Annotated in this window: 11 protein-coding genes; 5 read left to right on the top strand and 6 right to left on the bottom strand. The window is 63.0% G+C overall.

Going from position 1 to position 16,138, the window contains the following annotated elements; genetic code table 11:
* Positions 1-419: 419 nt before the first annotated feature.
* The 3 genes from AC6I1W_RS10980 to AC6I1W_RS10990 all read left to right on the top strand — a co-directional run bounded on the left by AC6I1W_RS10980 (position 420) and on the right by AC6I1W_RS10990 (position 4,828).
* Complete coding sequence (locus AC6I1W_RS10980; protein WP_117189818.1) at positions 420-1,346, top strand: putative endonuclease domain-containing protein; 927 nt, start codon at positions 420-422, stop codon at positions 1,344-1,346.
* Between the two features lie 268 nt (positions 1,347-1,614).
* Complete coding sequence (gene gnd / locus AC6I1W_RS10985; RefSeq protein ID WP_117189817.1) at positions 1,615-3,063, top strand: NADP-dependent phosphogluconate dehydrogenase; 1,449 nt, start codon at positions 1,615-1,617, stop codon at positions 3,061-3,063.
* A 91-nt stretch (positions 3,064-3,154) separates the two neighbouring features.
* Positions 3,155-4,828, top strand: a complete 1,674-nt coding sequence (locus tag AC6I1W_RS10990; RefSeq protein ID WP_284950790.1) for a glycoside hydrolase family 13 protein — start codon at positions 3,155-3,157, stop codon at positions 4,826-4,828.
* 7 nt (positions 4,829-4,835) lie between these two features.
* On the opposite strand, the gene AC6I1W_RS10995 is transcribed toward AC6I1W_RS10990, so the two are convergent.
* Together AC6I1W_RS10995 and AC6I1W_RS11000 are read right to left on the bottom strand one after the other, a co-directional pair.
* Positions 4,836-5,681, bottom strand: coding sequence for an acyl-CoA thioesterase (locus AC6I1W_RS10995; RefSeq protein WP_065673370.1), 846 nt, complete (start codon positions 5,679-5,681; stop codon positions 4,836-4,838).
* A complete protein-coding gene (locus AC6I1W_RS11000; protein ID WP_284950791.1) occupies positions 5,678-7,585 on the bottom strand; it encodes an AMP-dependent synthetase/ligase in 1,908 nt (635 codons plus the stop codon). Before AC6I1W_RS11000 ends, AC6I1W_RS10995 begins: the two co-directional genes overlap by 4 nt.
* A gap of 142 nt (positions 7,586-7,727) precedes the next feature.
* Between AC6I1W_RS11000 and AC6I1W_RS11005 the strand changes: the two genes are divergently transcribed.
* Both AC6I1W_RS11005 and AC6I1W_RS11010 read left to right on the top strand, forming a co-directional pair.
* On the top strand, positions 7,728-8,285 hold the full coding sequence (locus tag AC6I1W_RS11005) for a MarR family winged helix-turn-helix transcriptional regulator (RefSeq protein WP_065673371.1): 558 nt from the start codon (positions 7,728-7,730) through the stop codon (positions 8,283-8,285).
* 4 nt (positions 8,286-8,289) lie between these two features.
* Positions 8,290-11,193, top strand: a complete 2,904-nt coding sequence (locus AC6I1W_RS11010; RefSeq protein WP_065673372.1) for an FAD-binding and (Fe-S)-binding domain-containing protein — start codon at positions 8,290-8,292, stop codon at positions 11,191-11,193.
* A 95-nt stretch (positions 11,194-11,288) separates the two neighbouring features.
* Here AC6I1W_RS11010 and AC6I1W_RS11015 read toward each other — a convergent pair whose 3' ends face one another.
* Genes AC6I1W_RS11015 through AC6I1W_RS11030 form a run of 4 tightly spaced genes read right to left on the bottom strand, consistent with a single transcriptional unit; the run spans position 11,289 to position 16,105 of the window.
* Positions 11,289-12,614 (bottom strand): toxic anion resistance protein, encoded by a 1,326-nt coding sequence (locus AC6I1W_RS11015; protein ID WP_284950794.1) that lies wholly within the window; start codon positions 12,612-12,614, stop codon positions 11,289-11,291.
* 46 nt (positions 12,615-12,660) lie between these two features.
* The gene (locus AC6I1W_RS11020) at positions 12,661-13,818 is read right to left on the bottom strand and encodes a hypothetical protein (RefSeq protein ID WP_284950795.1); all 1,158 of its coding nucleotides are present in this window, start codon (positions 13,816-13,818) and stop codon (positions 12,661-12,663) included.
* Positions 13,818-14,453 carry a hypothetical protein gene (locus AC6I1W_RS11025; RefSeq protein ID WP_284950797.1) on the bottom strand — a complete coding sequence of 212 codons (636 nt, stop codon included), beginning with the start codon at positions 14,451-14,453 and terminating at the stop codon, positions 13,818-13,820. The genes AC6I1W_RS11020 and AC6I1W_RS11025 overlap by 1 nt, the downstream gene beginning before the upstream one ends.
* Positions 14,450-16,105, bottom strand: coding sequence for a vWA domain-containing protein (locus AC6I1W_RS11030; RefSeq protein WP_284950798.1), 1,656 nt, complete (start codon positions 16,103-16,105; stop codon positions 14,450-14,452). The genes AC6I1W_RS11025 and AC6I1W_RS11030 overlap by 4 nt, the downstream gene beginning before the upstream one ends.
* Positions 16,106-16,138 lie beyond the last annotated feature (33 nt).

A 16,138-nucleotide genomic window follows, 5' to 3' on the forward strand; every position in this document is an offset into this window, starting at 1 on the left:
GGATCATTCATGAGACAGGGGCAGCAAGTCATGCCGGGCCCGACGACCGTGACCCCTCCTTACGGGGCCACCAGCAAGGTAACGGGAGAGATTTCACGGAGAAGTACGTTGGCGAACACGGACATATGGCGCGTCGCGAACTCTTCCCGATCATGGACGGTCCGTCTTTCCTGAGTTACCACGCCGGATAAGGGGCAACCCGAAACCTTGGGATCTCTCTCATCTTCATGGAGGACGGTGGGCTTCCTTGGTGGTTGTGCCGCGAATTCCTCTCCAGCCGGATCCCAGGACCCCATTCCTCGAGGTTATCCACAATCTTCTCGGTGGTTCTCCCGACGATGTCCACAGATCTTGATTTGGCTGACGGATTCTCTGGTGTCCCGCCGATAAATAGTGGTGTGAACGAACTTGAACTGGACATGAGGGACTGCGGCGGTGTCGTGCGGATACATCGCTTCAGCAGAACTCGCGGGCAAGCTGACCGCGCTGTGAAAGCCGGCCGCGCAATACGCATGCTCCCGGGAGTCGTTGCGGATGCCGGGCGAGCTGACGATTCTCGAGTGAAGATGCAGGCGATACACATGTGGCATCGAGACGCGGTCATCATTGGCAAAGCCGCCCTCGTCGCGCAAGGAATGATTCCCCCGGGGAGCCGGACGCGAGATTTCAGCGCCATTCACTTGGTGGAGGCGTTTTCACGGACGAGGGGCATCAAGCGAGAGGGAATCCTCGTGCACCGATGGCGAGTTCCGCGCCGATACGTCACCCAATACCGCGATGTCCCCATGGCAATTCCTGAGGCGTCCGTCCTCCTTCTGGCCGTTCGGGGAGAATGGGAATGGGTCTGCGAGGCGCTGAGACAAAAACTCGTCACCCCACGTTCCTGCAGGTCGGCTCGTTCCTGCCTGTCCTGGAAGTTCGGCCGTCACCGCATCACAGCAGCCTTGGCCGATATTTCCTTCAATCCCTGGTCGGTGCCGGAATTGTGGTTGTCTCGGGCGCTCCGCGCGGTCGGGTTCACCGGGTGGCACTCCAACACACGGGTGGACACCGCCGAAGAAGCCTTCACCCTCGACCAAGCCTTCGATGCGGAACGCGTTGGGGTTGAGGTCGACGGCCGCTGCGTGCACGGCACACCCGAAGGTTACGAAGCGACCATGATGCGATCAGCGAGTTTGGATCGACATGGCTGGCGGATGCTGCACATCACTCCGACGATGCTCAGGCAACGACCACGATTCGTGCTGGAGTGGCTGGCACAGCGGATCCACAAGCGGCATCGCCCAAAGGTCATGATGTCAGACCACGAGCTTTCGCGGATCATGCTTGGTCTGGCCCCGACCTGATAGTTGCCTGGGCGCTTTCGTTGGACCTCTCTGAGGAAAATTCGCCGTCGTCAAACCGTCACTGCACCTGACACCGTTGCGTCTCTGGTCACGATGTGTCATCAGCCCGGGTACGGCCACGCCTGTCGTGGTGATCTCGGAAACACCGCAGGATTCCATCACCAAAACTTCTATCATCCTCGCTGTCTCACGTCATCCCCACCCATCCGCGCCTGCACCACGCGGAAATGCCTGGAAGGATGGAAGCGAGACATCTAGGAGGAATCGCATGAGTGACACTGCGCCGCAGACCGCCGAGGTCGGCGTCATCGGGATGGCCGTGATGGGGTCCAACTTGGCCCGCAACATGGCTCACAAGGGTTTCCGGGTCGCCGTTTACAACCGCACAGCTTCACGCACCGACGAGGTCATGGCCGAGCACGGGAACGAGGGAACCCTCCTGCCGTTCCATGATCTGGCTGGCTTTGTCGCATGTCTCGAGCGCCCGCGCCGCATCGTCATGATGGTCAGGGCCGGTCGTGGCACGGATGCCGTCATCAAGGAGATCACTCCCCTGCTCCAGCCGGGTGATGTTCTCGTCGACGGCGGCAACGCCTACTTCGGCGACACCCGACGTCGGGAGGAAGAAATCCGCCCGACCGGCATCCATTACGTCGGCACCGGCATTTCCGGTGGCGAGGTCGGAGCGTTGGAGGGACCGTCAATCATGCCAGGCGGCTCCCCTGAGTCGTACGAAGCCATCGGTCCGGTTCTGGAGAAGATCTCGGCACAGGTCGACGGCGAGCCCTGCTGCGCATGGATGGGCACCGATGGCGCCGGACACTTCGTCAAGATGGTCCACAACGGCATCGAGTACGCCGACATGCAGTTCATCGGTGAGGCCCACGCCCTGTTGCGCGCTGCCGGTCTGACGAACGCCGAGGCCGGAGACGTCTTCGAGTCCTGGAACCATGGTGATCTCGACTCCTACCTCGTCGAAATCACCTCCCGGGTGCTGCGTGCCAAGGATCCTCGCGACCCTGCCACCGACCTCCTTGACGTCATCCGCGACGAGGCAGGGATGAAGGGAACGGGCACCTGGACCGTGCAGACGGCTCTTGAGCTCGGAGTTGGCGTCTCCACCATCAGTGAGGCCGTCTTTGCTCGCTCAGTCTCCAGCGCCCTGCCGCTGCGCACGGTGGGCCAGCAGACCCTCGAGGGGCCGGACCGCACCATCTCGGTCGATGACCGTCAGGCCTTCATCGACGACGTTCGTGACGCTCTGTGGTCCGCAAAGGTCGTCGCCTACGCCCAAGGGCTCGATGAGATCCGCATTGCGGCGGTCGAGTACAACTGGGAGGTCGACATGGGCCAGGTCGCCTCCATCTGGCGCGATGGCTGCATCATCCGAGCCCGCCTCCTTCAGCGCATCAAGGACGAGTACGCGGCCGGAGACCTCACCACCCTTCTGGAGGCACCTTCCGTCAAGGCCGAGCTCGCTCGCTGCCAGCAGGCATGGCGTCGTGTCGTCGCCCGAGCGGTCGAGGCCGGAGTGCCAGTTCCGGGATTCTCCTCAGCCCTGGGCTATTACGACCAGGTTCGCGCGCCACGTCTCAACGCCGCCCTCACCCAGGGCCTGCGCGATCTCTTCGGCGCTCACACCTACCGCCGTGTCGACGACGAGGGTTCCTGGCACGTCAACTGGTCCGGCGACGGACGAGAGGTCCGCGTAGACTGACCCTCCAACAGCTCCGCGGCGGCGGACATCGTCGGGCACGCCGCGGGCCCACCCCGCCCCTGACGACCCTCACAACCCTTCAAGGACCCCCATGACCACTATCCCCACGACCCACGACTGGTGGAAGTCCGCCGTTGTCTACCAGGTGTACCCGCGTAGTTTCGCCGACTCGAACGGCGACGGCATCGGCGACGTCCGCGGCATCATCGAACACCTTGACCATCTCGTCGCTCTGGGCGTCGATGCCCTCTGGATCTCACCGTGGTACCCCTCCCCGCTGGCCGATGGCGGCTACGACGTCAGCGACTACTGTGCCATCAACCCTGACTTCGGCACTCTCCACGACGCTGACACACTCGTGGCACGGGCCCACGAATTGGGCCTGCGAGTCATCATCGACCTCGTCCCCAACCATTCTTCCGAGGAGCATCCGTGGTTCAGGGATGCCCTCGCTGCTGCCCCCGGTTCGCCTGAGCGCGACCGCTACATCTTCCGAGATGGCCGCGGAGAGAACGGCGAACTCCCTCCGAACAACTGGCCATCGGTGTTCGGAGGTGGTGCATGGCAACGCATCACTGAGCCCGACGGCACCCCTGGGCAGTGGTACCTGCACTTCTTCGACGTCTCACAGCCCGACTGGAACTGGGAGAACCCCGAAGTCGTCGAGGAGTTTGACCGCGTTCTGAGGTTCTGGTTCGACCGCGGTGTCGATGGTTTCCGCATTGACGTCGCCAACTCGATGGTCAAGGAATCCGGCCTGCCCGACCTACCCGAGAACGAGGAGATCGGCGAGCTCGTTGGCGACAGCCCGATGTGGGATCAGCCTGGACTGGCGCCCATCCAGCGCCGCTGGCGAGCCATCGCCGACGAATATGCCGACACCCCCGAGGGGCCGCGCATGTTCGTCGCCGAGGCGTATCTCCCCCATGACCGTCTGGTGCGCTACCTCGAATCGGACAGGCTGCACACCTCGTTCAATTTCGAGTTCCTCATCTCGGCGTGGTCGGCCCGTTCGCTTCGCACCACCATCACCGAATCCCTGGCGGCCCACGAGTCAGTGGGCGCAAGTGCCACCTGGGTGCTGGGCAACCACGACAACTTCCGCCCCGTCTCCCGCTACGGCAAGGAGATCTCGGGTCTGGACTTCTCGGATCCCGCTGCTCCCCATGCCACGTTCCACGGCACACCGACCGATGTTGCTCTGGGACGTCGTCGCGCCCGCGCGGCCGTCATGCTCGAACTCGCCCTTCCTGGTGGCGCCTACGTCTACCAGGGTGAGGAGCTCGGTCTGCCAGAGGTGGAGGATCTCCCCGACGACGTCCTGCAGGATCCTACCTGGGAGCGTTCTGAACACAATGACCGCGGACGTGACGGTTGCCGCGTCCCGATTCCGTGGAGCGGTTCCGAGACCCCTTACGGATGGTCGTCAACGAGCGACACCTGGCTTCCGATGCCGCACGACTGGGCTGATTGGACGGTCGAGGCCGAGCAGGACGATCCGTCGTCCTTCCTGACCCTCTACCGCACTCTGCTGGCTGAGCGCCGGGTCAACCCTGCCCTGGGAGCCGGGACGATGACGTGGAACGAGTCGTCCGACGATGTCCTCGACTTCTCCCGCGAGCCCGGCTTCCGTTGCGTTGTGAACTTCGGTGACGACCCAGTGACCGTGGACCCAGACAAGATCATCGTCACCTCGACCTCGCTGAAGATCCACCACGGACTCGCATCCGTCGGCCGTGACCAAGCCGTGTGGCTGCGAGCCTGAACACTGATCAGACCGTGACGAGGTGGACTGCCAACGCCTCCCTCGTCCGGTCGTCAATCGGGACCGAGGCTCCGGTGTCCGGATCGACGCAGACGAGCACGGTGGCGGCATCGAGGGCAGATCCCTCGTCTGTGGCAATCGACCCGGCGAGGGTCATTGACGAGGTTCCCAGCCGTGTGAGCGCAGTATGCACCTTGCATGACCGCTGCGACGGTGGAACCTGGCGTCGATAACGTATGTCCTGACGCACGACGACCCACAGGTGGTCCCCAGCTCGCCTCATCCCTGGCGACCACGACGTCGTCGCGAGGATCCTGGCCTCCTGGAGGTAACCAGCCATGCTGACGTTGTTGACGTGACCCTGCCGATCGACGTCAGACCACCGGATAGGTACGTCGACGATGTCGCCGATCCCGGAGACGTCGACGACCTTGATCGGCTTCCACGGAATCTCGTCGACCTTCATGGCCTCGAAGGCGCCTCGCTCGCCGTTGGTGAGCCGGCGAGGGCGTCCTGCGTCGAAATCGAAGGGGCAGATGATCCCGCGTGCCCGAGCGACCTCGATGTCATGGTGCCAGGCGCGGTAATCCAGGATGGTTCGTGCCGCACCGACCTTGGAGCAGCCGACCTCGACCCGCAGCGGGCTCCCATCCACGACGAACGGGGCCAAGAATTCGACATCCTGAGTGACGACGACGATCCCGGTCTCGAGCATCTCCTGGGCGCCGTTCGTGTAGAACGCCTGATTTCGAGATTCCTGAACCAGCTCGCTGATGCGAACGTTGTTGACGTGTCCCTGCGCATCCATGTCGGACCAACGCAGTGGAATATCGACGACGACAGCGCCCGTCACGACGCGTCGTCTCCCCTGGCCACACTCGATTGTTCATTCTCGTCGGCAAACATCTCGTCAACGATGTCGGAATACTTCTCGGCCACGACGCCGCGACGCACCTTGAGGCTGGTCGTCACCGAATGGGAGTCCTCGGTCAGCTCGTGGTCGAGGATCGCGAACTTCTTGACGGTCTCCCAGCGCTCGAGGCGGGAGTTTGCGCGATCAACATACCGCTGGATGCTGCGCCGCACGTCCGGGTCTGCCGTGAGCTCGGCGTAACTGGCGTCGGGACGTCCATGCCGGCGTCCCCACGTCATGAGAGCACCCTTCTCGAGGGTGAGGAGGGCCACTGCATACTTGTGTCCCTCACCCAGAACCACCGCGTTGGACAGGTATGGGCAGTTGGCCATCAGGGTGGCCTCGACCTTCTGTGGGGCGACATATTTTCCGCCCGAGGTCTTGAACAGGTCGCGCTTGCGGTCGGTGATGCGCAGGTAGTTCATCTCATCGAGTTCGCCGATGTCGCCAGTGTGGAACCAGCCGTCGGTGAACGCCTTGGCCGTCTTCTCGGGCATGCTGTGGTAGCCACGAGCAACGATCGGTCCGGAGACCAGAATCTCACCATCCTCAGCAATCCGCGCGAGGCAACCAGGAGCGACCGGTCCCACTGTGCCAGGCCGAATGGCATCAGGCCCGCTGAAGAACGCGACTGCCCCGACCTCAGTCGCCCCATATCCCTCGATGATGGGAATCCCCGCGGAGGAGAACCATTGCCGAACCTGCTCCGACAACTTGGCACCGCCGCAGATCATGAACTCGATGCCGCCAAGCTTGCGACGCAGGGTCGAGAAGACCAGCGCATCAGCGATCTTCCGCTTGGCCTCGAGCACGGTCGGTACCCGATCGCCAGCGTTCCGGTAGCGCTGGGCGTCGCGTCCGGTTGCGAAGGCCCACCGCGAGACACGACTTGCCAGACGTCCTTGTGGGTATGCCGTCATGACACCGGCACGGATCTTCTCGAAGATGCGCGGCACACCACACATGACGCGTGGCTTCACCTCGCCCAGGCTACGGGCCAACCGCGAGATCCGGGGCTCAACGGCCTGCGTGATCCCGATCTCGACGCAAATGGCGATGAGACACTTCCCGAAGGCATGGGACAACGGCAACCACAACATGTGGACGTCCCCACCACGGAACATGTCGAGGTTCTTCCACGCCTGGCCCATGTACGTCCACGCCCGGTGAGTCAGCTCGACTCCCTTGGGCGTGCCCGTCGTGCCAGAGGTATAGATGAGGGTACACAGGTCGTCGGGTTCGACGGAATCGATCATGCGCCGCACGAGATCCGGCTCGACGGCCAGGCGTCGACGTCCATTCGCAATGATCTCGGCCATGGTGGTGAGCCGGTCATCTCGGACGCCGGTCTCCTCGGAATCGTCGGCAAAGCTGATGATGTGCCGAACCACCGCGTCGACCTCGGGCCTGCCCTGGATCTTGGCAACCTGGGCGGTGGAATCGACGAAAAGAATGGATGACTCGGAGTCCGCCAGGATGAAACTTGCCTCGTCCGGCCCGGAATTCGGGTAGATCGTCGTCGTCGCGCCACCGGCGGAGGAGATGGCCATGTCGGCAATGATCCACTCGGTGCGCGTTCCGGACAGCAGGGCGACACGGCCCTCCCGAGGAAGCCCCAACTCCATCAGTCCAGCAGCCACCTCGTGGGCCTGACGACGGAATTCAGCAAAGGTCATGGGGAGCCAGGCGTTGGGCTCATCGTCAGCGCCGGAAGGAGTGAGAAAGGCGATGCGATTCGGATGGGCATCGGCCTGTCGATCAAGCATCGCCGCGAAGTTCTTGGCCGAGGATGCAATGAGTTTGTGCTGCAGAGCAAGGGACTCCTCGTCACTGGTACGCCTCATCAACTCACCCTCTCCTCGGTCAAAAATGACTTCTGCCACGCTATTGCATGGCGCACTGGCCGGTCCCCACAATTCCCGATGACACCCGTAGGTAGGTGTCCACAGGAGCGGGCAGGAGGACGTTCCCCGCACCACAGGTACGATAGTGATCATGTCACAGGGCGGTTCCAGGCGCAGCATCCATGATGGCGATGCCTCGAAGACGCCATCGATGGCGTCTTTTGACGATGTCGGGCCTGAGGTAGAGCGGTCGGCGGCTGCCCCTTGGCTGAGCATCGAGCAGCAACGAATCTGGCGAGCCTGGCTCCTCGGATCAGCTCGTATCACGGCGCATCTTTCGGAGGATCTGCGACGCCATGGCCTTGAGCTGTGCGAGTACGAGATCCTCGTCAGTCTTTCGGAAGCCCCCGATCACGCAGTTCGGATGTCTGTCCTCGCCATCGAGGTGCATCAGTCACGGTCACGACTCACTCACGCCATCGAACGGCTCGAGGCACGCGGACTTGTCGTGCGTGAGCCTGACGTGCGGGATCGTCGCGGAGTGGTCGCAAGGCTGAGCTCTGACGGCATGGACCTGCTGCGGCAGGCTGCCCCCGACCATGTCCGTGCGGTCCGCCACGTTTTCGTTGACCCGGTCGATCCAGAGGATTTCTCGGCCTTGGGACGGGCCATGAAGGCTGTCCTTTCCGTGTCAGACTGAGCCCATGACGGCCACCACGGACATTCTCCAGGACTTTCAATCAACTCTGAGGGGTCTGGACGCCTCTGCCGTGGAAATCCTGGACGATTCCCGGCTGGCGCGCGCCCTGTACTCCTCCGATGCCTCGATCTACCGCGTTGTCCCTGCCGCAGTTGCCCATCCACGAAGTACTGACGAGCTCTGTGCCTTGGTCACGGCAGCCAGTCACGTCGGACTACCCGTGACAACCCGAGGCGCCGGTACGACATGTGCTGGCAATGCCGTTGGAACCGGACTCATCATCAATACCTCGGCGCACCTCAACCGCATCCTTTCCCTCGATCCCGAATCGGCTACCGCAGTCGTCGAGCCGGGTGTGGTCCAGGACTGGCTTCAACATGCCGGAGCTCCCCATCAATTGCGGTTTGGCCCGGACCCCTCCACATCGACTCGCTGCACCATCGGCGGGATGATCGGAAACAACGCCTGCGGACCGCGAGCCTTGGGGTACGGACGTACCGGGGACAACATCGTCGACCTTGACCTCCTCACTGCTGACGGCCACGTCACGACCCTCCGCCCCGGGGACCTCACGACTCCTTTCGCGGAACGCCTGGGTGATCTGGCAGACGCGAACCTTGCGACCATCCGGACCGAATTCGCGACCTTCTCCCGCCAAGTTTCCGGGTACTCCATGGAGTGGCTGCTACCCGAGCGTGGTCGCAATTTGCCCGCCTTCATCGCGGGCACAGAAGCTACCTTGGGTATCGTCACGAAGGCGACGGTCCGGCTCGTCCGCGAAGCTCCCTACGGATTGACGGCGGCACTGGGCTACCCATCAATGCCCGAGGCCGCCGATGCCGTCACGGCCTTGTTGCCCTTCTCCCCCGTCGCTTGCGAAGGATTCGGGCGACGGATCGTCGACGTGGTCTCCCGGGCAGGACGCCCGGTTCCCGATCTCCCGCGTGGCGACGGCTGGATGTTCGTGGAGCTTCGCGGCGATGACGAGGCCGAGGTGGCATCGCGAGCCAAAGACATGGTCGCTGCCAGCGGATGCCTCGATGGCTGGGTGGTCTCCGATCCAGTACAGGCCGCGGCCCTCTGGAAAATCCGTGCTGACGGAGCAGGGTTGGCCGGCGTCAGCCTCGACAAGCCCGCCTGGGCCGGGTGGGAGGATTCGGCCGTTCCCGCTGCCGACCTCGGCGCCTACCTCCGCGACTTCGAGTCCTTGTTGGAGGACCACGGTCTCCATGGCCTGCCCTACGGCCACTTCGGCGAGGGATGCCTGCACTGCCGCATCGACTTCCCCCTCGATCAGTCCGACGGACCCCAGCGCTACCGCTCCTTCGTCACCGAGGCGGCGCAACTGGTCGCACGGCATGGTGGGTCAGTCTCCGGTGAGCACGGCGACGGCCGGGCACGCTCGGCCCTGTTGGACACGATGTACTCCCCTGATGCCCTGAGCCTCTTCGGCAAGGTCAAGGCGATCCTCGACCCGGACAACGTGTTCAACCCGGGGATTCTCGTCGATCCCGCACCGCTCGAGACCAATATCCGAACCCACGAATCAGCTCTTTCCGCGATCACCATTTCCCATCCTGAATTCGCCGCCGACGTCCATCGCTGCACCGGAGTCGGAAAGTGCGTCGCCCACACTGCCCCAAGCGCGGTGATGTGCCCCTCGTACCAGGCCTCCGGGCTCGAGGTGGACTCCACCCGAGGCCGCGCCAGCGTCCTCAAGGAGATGGTCAATGGCACCCTCATCGACGGTTGGGACTCCCCCGAGGTGGAACGCGCCCTCGACCTCTGTATGGCATGCAAGGGATGTGCCCGCGACTGCCCTACCGGAATCGACATGGCCAGCTACCGCAGCACGGTCCTCAACGAGAAGTACCGCCACCGGCTTCGCCCCCGCTCCCACGTGACCATGGGCCTGCTTCCTCTCTGGGAGCGCCTTCTCAACCGCATCCCGGGAGCGCCTGCCCTGGCCAACAAGGTACTGGCGGTCTCACCCTTCGCTCACCTGGCCCGATGGACGGCCGGTGTCGATCAGCGCCGTCCGCTTCCCCGGTTCCAGCCCTCGTCCAGACTGGCCAGCAAGCAGGCGACCTCAGCCCGAACCATCGTGGCGGATCAGGAAACTCCGACCTCGCCTGCTACCAAAACCCCCTCAACCGGATCGACCTCACCGACTCGCCGCAGCGGGGACAGGGGAGACGTCGTCATTTGGGTGGATTCCTTCTCCGACATGTTGGAAGGCTCGGACCTCCCCGCCGTCGTCACGGTATTGGCCGACGCCGGCTACCGCCCGAGGGTCCTTTCCGATGACGTCTGCTGTGGGTTGACCTGGATCACCACTGGCCAGCTCAACGGCGCTCGTCGCCGGCTGCGCGCAGGACTGGCGGTGCTGGCTCCCCTGGCCGACGCCAACATCCCGGTCGTTGGCTTGGAACCGTCCTGCACGACCGTCTGGCGCGACGACGCCCTACGCCTCCTTCCGGACGATCCACGGGTTGGTCGCGTCGCCCGGAACATGCACACCGTCGCTGAGATGCTGGAGGCAGCGAACTGGGTCCCGCCCTCCCTGGCCGGCCACACTGTTGTCGCCCAGCCCCACTGCCACCATGCGTCGATCCTCGGATTTGGCCCGGACAAGCGCCTGCTCGAGGCTGCGGGGGCGAAGGTCACGGTGGTCGGCGGTTGCTGCGGTTACGCCGGAAACTTCGGCGTCGAGAACGGTCATTACGACTTCTCGGTGAAGGTTGCCCAGCACGACCTCCTCCCGGCCATCGAGGACGCCGGCCAGCAGGCCATCATCGTGGCCGACGGATTCTCCTGCCGGCGCCAGACTTCTGACCTGACGGGACGACGGGCCCTCACCTTCTCGGAACTGTTTGCCTCGCACCTGCCGTCCCACGCAACACGCTGACGGCACGACGTCGAAAGGACACAACGCGGCAGGGGCCACACGACAAGTCGGCCGGACCACCATTGGCCCGGCCTGAGCGCTACCTCACGCAGAGCTCACGCGGTGATCGCGACGACCGCAGACTTCTTCTCGGTGGGCACTTGGGCCATGACAGCCTCGGGCAGGTGTGGTGCGGGAGGAAGCTCAACCTTGTTCGCCGACTTGACGACTAGTTCGGCGACCGTCTTGTCCAGGTCGGCAGAGGTCCTGGCGATGCTCGACTGGGCGACGAGGATCGCGGCGACCACCTCCTGACGAGCCGACTCGCCGTAACGAACCGCGTCCTCCAGACCGGTGGCCTGCTGGTCAAGGGACTCAGCGACGTCGAGGATCGTCTGCGGATCCAGGGTCGGGGTCTGCATCGTGCGGGAGATCTCGCCAACGGTCTGTCCAGAAGCCGCGGCATAGGCCGATAGCACCTCGTTGGCACCCTCGGCGACGGCCTTCTGCATACCTGCGGCCTGCTGGGCCTCGAGCAGCAGACCCCACTGGGCGATGGTGAGCTTCATCGTCGGGATGGTGAGGTTGACCATGAGGGCCAGACGCTGGCCGAGCCCGTAGTGCAGGGCGCGGATGTTGCGAATCTGTGGGCTGGTCGACCATGCCACGAACAGACGCTGCTGGAACTCGTTGATGCGCGTCTGCATCGCCGTCATGAATTCGGTGATCCGAGCCCTCTCCTCCTGCTTGGCACGGCCATCTGGGGCAGACGGCTCGACGACGATCGCAGCCTGCGCCTTGGCAGCCTCGTCGAGTATGGCCTCCATCACGGCGATGGCGCCGACGAGTTGGGCGATCGAGGCCTCGTTGGCCTGGTAGAGCTCGTCACACAACACTACGTTGCGACGCAGCTCGTGCTGCTTGGTGGCGAGCTGCCCGGCAATGCGGTCAAGCTGCTGATCGACCGAGCGAGCCTCCTCGAAGAGCATCTCGACGATGTCGCGGCCACGTCGGAAGATTCCCTTGACGGCGTCGGCGAACTTGTCGAACGTCTCGCGCACCTCGCGGTTGAGGCTCGGGTCATAGTTGCGGCGGAAGGCACGCATCCGGTCGTTGATCTCGTTCATGATCGAGGTCAGCTCGGGAATCTGCACCGGGCCGACCTCCTGGAAGATCCGATTCACCTGGCTGTTGACGGCTGACAGCGCCTGGTCGCCGAAGGTCCCCAGCGCATCGGTGTCAGCGAGCAGGTGCGGAAACTGCTGTGCAGCCACCTTTCTCGCCGCCTCCTGCTGCTCAGGAGTGAGCATGGCCAAACATGAGAGGGTGTGACCGGGCTCAGCCCCCTGCGCGGCTTGGACGGCGAGTTCTCCCACACTGGACTCGGCCGCTCCCCTGTCAGGAGTCTCGACTCCCGCCAAGGCATTGAAATCGATCGACATCTCGGACATGGTCAACCTTTCGGTGGTGCTGTTCTCGTGGTTGTGTTCAGGAACACTTCTTGGCGTCAGTGAGGCAGGACATCAGGGCCTGAGTTACGTCCGCGTTGGTGGCGGGAATGGTCCGCACCCGTGACGCGAGAGGCAAGTCGTTGAAGGTTGACGTGGTGTTTATCCCAGCATTCGTCGTGGATCGGAAACCGTATTTCTTCCACGCGATCTTCTGAATCTCGTCGTCACGCATGGCGCTGATGAGCCTCCAGCCGTCCGTGTCCAATGCCAGGATCGGGTGATCCGAGTAGATCGTCGGGCTGGGGTACAGCACCGTGACATCCTTGAGGATCTCCTTCGAGTTCGAATTGGTGGCCGCCAGCTGGATGATTTGGTTCTCGTACCCGGCGAACAGCGGGGCCGCGTACTCACCGCCCTGGGTGAGCCACTGGCTGAAGCCATTCTCGGAACTGGCTGCCTGCAGACCCGAGGTCGCGTACAGCTGCCTCATCTGCGGCAATACCGCCTTGGCCTGGGCCAAGGTCGGCGACGAGGTGCTGTCCTTGGTGGCCAGGATCGTCAGTTCGAGCTGCATCATGGTGAATCCGGAGTTGGAGCTTCGAGCATCGGTGCTACGGATTCGCACCGGACCGGCCAGATTCCCGGCCTTGAGCTTCTGCCACGTGGTGCTCTTCGTGGCGTGGTCAAGTAGGAAGGTCTTGATGTCGAACTCGTAATGATTGTCGACCTTGGTGACGACCTTGGCGCGCTGCAACGCGGCCGTCGCCTCCGGACCGGAGTACACCACCTCAGGGGATTGCAGGACCGTCTGGGCACGGTATCCGGAGAACTGGCCGAGATGGTCGGCCTCGAAGATCCGCTGTGCCGAAGCGCTGGAGGGCCATAGACAGTTGTATCCGCCCTTCTTGATGTCATCGGTCGGCATCTGGACCTGGGAGTAGGAGCCCATCGGCACGAACTCGAGCTTGAGGTGGTACTTGTCGGCGAGCACCTTGGTGACTTCGGGATCGGCCATGAGTTCGGTCTTCTCCGAACCACCGGCACACTTGATCTCGGTGATCTCGGACGACGACGTCGCCTTGCCACTACCGGCAGACGAAGATGAGTCCGGTCGCAGGTACAGGTACGACGCTCCCCCGACGACGCACACGAGGAGCAGGATGACGACCCCGATGATGAAACGTGGTTTGGACATCATTTCTCCTCGATGGCGAGAACGGGCATTTCAGGCGGGGCGACGGTCGCGAGATTTGCGCGGTATTCCGCCAAATCACCCTGGTTGATGAGTCGGATCGAGTCGACGGTGAAGTCAAGGAATCGCCGCGTCGCCTGCTCCCCTTCCAGCAACACCTCGTCAGGCTGCTTGTAGTAGAACGGATGCTCCTCAACGTCGCAGTAGGTGTTCACCACCCCCGACAGTGAGCGCAGGTGCCCTTCCAGCTGGCTGGCCGAGGAATACAGGGATGACGGCGACGCCCGCTTCACCCGATCCAACAGATCCGGAACAACCTTGGAGATCTGCTGCACCAGTGACTTCATGGACGCCGAGTGCAAGGAGTGACCTTGACTACTGATCTCGTCGACAATCCGACGACATGACCTCACCTTGTCCTCGGCATCGTCGTTGTAGGAGTCGTCGCTAATTTGGGCCGGGGAGCGCCACATGACCAGGCTGACACCAACTGCGGTGGCGATGGCCAAGCCGGTCGAGATGGCCAGACGAGGGACCGTCGCGGCTCCGTCAAGAAGGATCATCATGACGATGAAGACCACGGCGATCGCAGCCAGGGCGGCCACGGAGGCGACAGTACGGGCGCGTCGTCGACTCACTTGTATCCCGCAGCTTCCCGCAATGCCGACACCATGTTCTCGTTGCTCACGTAGCTACCACCACTGGCCTTCGCGACCTCTTGAAGCTGTCCGGGCGAAGCACTCTTTCCAAAGGCGATCGTCACGACGGGGATGTGCGCCTTCCTGAGCGCATCGATGGACGGGTCTCGCGAATCGTCCTCGGACTGACCGTCGGACATGACGACGATCAGCTTCTTGCTCACCGAGGACGTCGACAGTTGTTGAACTGCACGGTCGAGGCAGGTGTACATGTTCGTTCCGCCATGAGGGTCGTAACCGTCAATCTTCTCGCGCAGATCGGTGAGTTTGCTGGGGTCATTGCCGGTGACCGTCCATGGTCCGGCGGTAAGGTTCCTGTTGAAGATCGCAACCGTGGTGACGTCCTTCTCCGCTGTTTGCAGCCTGTTGCGCTTGGCCTCGGCGGGATCAAACAATGCCCTCGCCGCATCCTTGACGCCGTCCCAGCCGCCATTGCTGTCCATCGATCCGGACCCGTCGAGGCAGTAGTAGGTGTTCACCGGCTTGCGGTACAGGGAGTGGTAATTGTCCAGAGCTTGGTCGATCACCTCGGAACTGGGGAAGGTGACTCCCTGCTCCTTGAGGGTGGTCTTGATACCCCAGTCAGGATTGAAGACCTTGGTGTCGGCGTTGCTCATGGACAGGCCGACCCCATTGCCCGGACGCCGTCCGATGGCGGCCAACTTCTTCAGTGCAGCATCGTCCTCGAGCAAGTAGTTCTGCAGCTCAGTGAAGATCTTGTGATGTTCCTCGGCATTGGCCTGACCATGGTCCACGAAACCGAGTGGAGCATCCGAGATCGCCAGAGCACCGCGTGGATAGGCGACGTAGAGAGGGTCCTTCCCCTCCCTGACCAACTTCTGGTTCTCCTCAATGACGAGGTCCTCGTAGGTGAACATCGTCTGGCAGAGGTTGGGCTCCTTGACGCACTGACTGGTCATGGTGCCGGTGGAAGGAGGGGTGCGATCCATGGCATTGAAGAACTTCTTCATGCCGTCGACAACCTTGGGATCCTTGAGCTGAGCCGCCGTCAGGGCCTGACCAGGTGGGTTGCCTGCGAAGTGGTTGAGGAAGCTGAACAGGACCGTGGCACCGGAATTCGACTGGGTCGGGTTGGTTGCCCACACCTTGGCCTTGCCGGATTCGAGGCTGTCAATGATCTGGACTGCGGTGACGTCCTTCCCGACGAGGCCAAGCCTGTCCATCACCGGCTTGTACCCGGCGTAGACGACCGGTGTGAGGAACATCGGCTTGACGTCGCTGAGGACGTGCTTGGTGTTGGCGAGCTGGGAGAACACCGAGGATGCGAACCAGTAGGCATCGGCCTCGACCTGCCCAGCCTGGAGGTCACGGGCCTGATCAACCGATCCCTTGAGCTTCCACGTACAGGTGTACCCCTTGTCCTTGCACCACGGACCGACGATGGTTTCGAGCACCGTCTTCTGCTCAGACCCAGCGACGATACGGAGAACCGCCGGACCCGTTGCCTCTGCGGCCTCAGGCGTACTCGGGTCACGGGACGTCAAGGAGCCCATTGAGCATCCTGTGACGGCCAGACACACCGCGGAGACAAAAGCGATGACGACGGTGGGAACATAACGACGCCGACCCATAACAGCGTTATAGCAATGAGCCGGCGCCGTGAA

Source organism: Cutibacterium sp. KB22876 (genome assembly GCF_059728865.1).